Source organism: Pseudorhodobacter sp. (genome assembly GCF_030452865.1).
Lineage (GTDB): Bacteria > Pseudomonadota > Alphaproteobacteria > Rhodobacterales > Rhodobacteraceae > Pseudorhodobacter.
The window spans coordinates 1-2,493 of the sequence record NZ_JAKDLJ010000474.1 but is presented as its reverse complement, the minus strand read 5'-3'; the positions used below and the strand labels follow the sequence as shown (position 1 = coordinate 2,493).

The window sequence follows — 2,493 nt, the reverse complement described above, 5'->3', positions numbered from 1 at the left end:
CGTTGTGCATGGGTTCGTCAATTGTGGTGCCACCGGTGCGATCACCGGCATCGGCGGCGTGTTGCCGGAGGAGATTCTGAACCTCGTCCGCTTGTCCGAAGCTGCTGCCAAGGGTGGTGCGCTTGCCCGTCAGCGCGCCGAGGAGTTGGAATCCGCGCTTGCCGTGCTGTCGAAATTCGATGAAGGCGTTGATCTGGTGTTGTTCTTCAAATACCTGTTGGTTTTGCAGGGCGACCCCGAATACACGCTGCATTTCATCGAAACCGATGAGCTGTCGGAAAGCCAGAAAGGTTTTGCCAAGCGGCAGCTGGAACTCTTCAAGACCTGGTATGCAGAATGGTCGAAACTGCCGGGCGCAACTGCCTGAAGCGTTACTCAACACCATAAGGCCCGCCAAACCGGCGGGCCTTATGCATTTCAACGCGGGCTTTCAGGACACCGCAGCCAATCCGCCCTTTTGCAAACGATCCAGAATCGCCATTTCATCCGCCGTCAACGTGATTCCTTCGGCATCGGATATCGCCCGAGCGGCAAAGCGGCGTTGCGACGGCAGCCGCGCGCCTTGCCCCAAAACTGCGTCAAACAACGCCTCCGCCCTGCTCAGGTCCACCCCTCCCTTCGTCGCGGCAAAGCGATCAGGGCTGAAGGCGATGATCAACTCGCCATGGCGCGGCGCGATATTGGTCGCTCCGAGAAACTCCAGCGCCTCCGGACTGGTCATGTCGCCGATCATCACCCCCGCCAGCAATTCGATCATCATCGAAATCGCGGAGCCCTTATGCCCACCAAAGGGCAGCATCGCCCCCGCAAGGGCCGCCGTCGGGTCCACCGTCGGCGCACCATTCGCATCGACGGCCCAACCTTCTGGCAGGGGCTTTCCGGCAATGCGGTGCAATTCCACCTCGCCTCGCGCGGCAACACTGGTCGCGAAATCGAACACATACGGCGGGTGGCCCTTGCGCGGCCAGCCAAAGCCCAACGGGTTTGTGCCCATTAGCGCCTTCGTGCCCCCGGTGGGCGCCACCGTCGCATAGCTGGGGCACATCGCGATTGCCGCCAATCCATAAGCGGTGAGTGCCTCTACCTCCGGCCAAAGTGCCGAAAAATGCGTGCAGTCATTGATGACCAGAGCCGCCAGCCCCAGCGCCTTCGCCCGTTCCGCCAGCACCGGCGCACCCATTTCAAACGCCGCGTTGGCAAAGCCGCCTTTGGCATCGACCCGCACAATTGCGCTTTCGTCCTGGGTCAGTTCGGGTTGCGCGTCAGGGTTCACTTTGCCTTGCTTCATGGTGCGCAGGCAGCCCTCGATCCGGTAGACACCATGCGATTTGCAGGCATCCCGCTCCCCCGCAACGATCACCCGCGCCACCGGCCCGGCCTGAACCGGCGCAAGACCGGCGTTCAGAAAAATTCCTTCGACAAGTTGCAGAAGCGCGGCGGGGGTCAGCGTGGTTGTATCGGTCATGTCAGATTCCTTTTTTTATCGAAGCGCGGCGTCGCGAGGTGGAAATGGGTTGCAATTTTGCATACATATTGTATGCATGAACCAAGCGCAGGCGCAAGCCGCCTGCTGCAATCCTGACATTCCTCCGCCGACCCGTCGATGGGCCATCGGAATAGCACGAAAGGGCGCGAATATGACATTCACTCCGCACGGAAAACACTTGATCGCTGGCGAATGGGTCGGCGGGGGCCAGAGCTTTCAATCCGAACCGGCAACCGGTCCGGCGCACAGCTACTCGGTCGGCACCGTGGATCTCGTCAACCGCGCCGCCGAGGCGGCTGAGGAAGCGTTCTGGACCTATTCGGCCACCAGCCGAAAAGATCGCGCGGCGTTTCTGAACGCCATCGCGGATGAGATCGAGGCCCGCGCCGATGCCATCACCGAAGTCGGAAGTGCCGAAACCGGACTTCCCACTGCGCGTTTGCAGGGGGAGCGTGGACGCACTGTGGGTCAGTTGCGCCTGTTTGCCGACCATATCCTGAAAGGCGACTACCTCGACCGTCGCCATGACGCGGCGCAGCCAGATCGTCAACCCGCCCCGCGCCCCGAGATCGTGATGGTGCAGCAACCCATCGGCCCGGTTGCGGTGTTTGGTGCGTCCAACTTCCCGCTCGCCTTCTCCACCGCTGGCGGTGATACCGCTGCGGCTTTGGCTGCGGGCTGCCCGGTGGTGGTCAAAGGCCATTCCGCCCATCCCGGCACTGCCGAAATCGTCGCCGAAGCAATCAAGGCAGCCGTGGAAAAGACCGGGATGCCGAAGGGTGTGTTCTCTCTGATCCAAGGCGGCAAGCGTGATGTTGGCACCTCGCTTGTACAGCATCCGCTGATTAAGGCGGTTGGCTTTACCGGCAGCCTTGCGGGTGGACGCGCGCTGTTTGACCTGTGCGCACAGCGCCCCGAACCGATCCCGTTCTTTGGTGAACTCGGCTCGGTCAACCCTATGTTTCTGTTGCCAAAAGCGACTGAGGCGCGGGCGGAGGCGCTGTGCG

At 61.7% G+C, this 2,493-nt stretch carries 2 protein-coding genes and 1 pseudogene; 2 read left to right on the top strand and 1 reads right to left on the bottom strand.

Annotation, left to right across the window (positions count from 1 at the left end):
* Positions 1-367 (top strand): annotated as a pseudogene (locus L0H65_RS18265) (dihydrodipicolinate synthase family protein); the annotation flags it as partial.
* A 63-nt stretch (positions 368-430) separates the two neighbouring features.
* On the opposite strand, the gene L0H65_RS18260 reads toward L0H65_RS18265, so the two are convergent.
* Positions 431-1,465 (bottom strand): Ldh family oxidoreductase, encoded by a 1,035-nt coding sequence (locus L0H65_RS18260; RefSeq protein WP_301460635.1) that lies wholly within the window; start codon positions 1,463-1,465, stop codon positions 431-433.
* A 172-nt stretch (positions 1,466-1,637) separates the two neighbouring features.
* On the opposite strand from L0H65_RS18260, the gene L0H65_RS18255 reads away from it, so the two are divergent.
* Positions 1,638-2,493, top strand: an 856-nt coding sequence (locus L0H65_RS18255; protein WP_301460634.1) for an aldehyde dehydrogenase family protein, incomplete at its 3' end; no start/stop codon positions are given.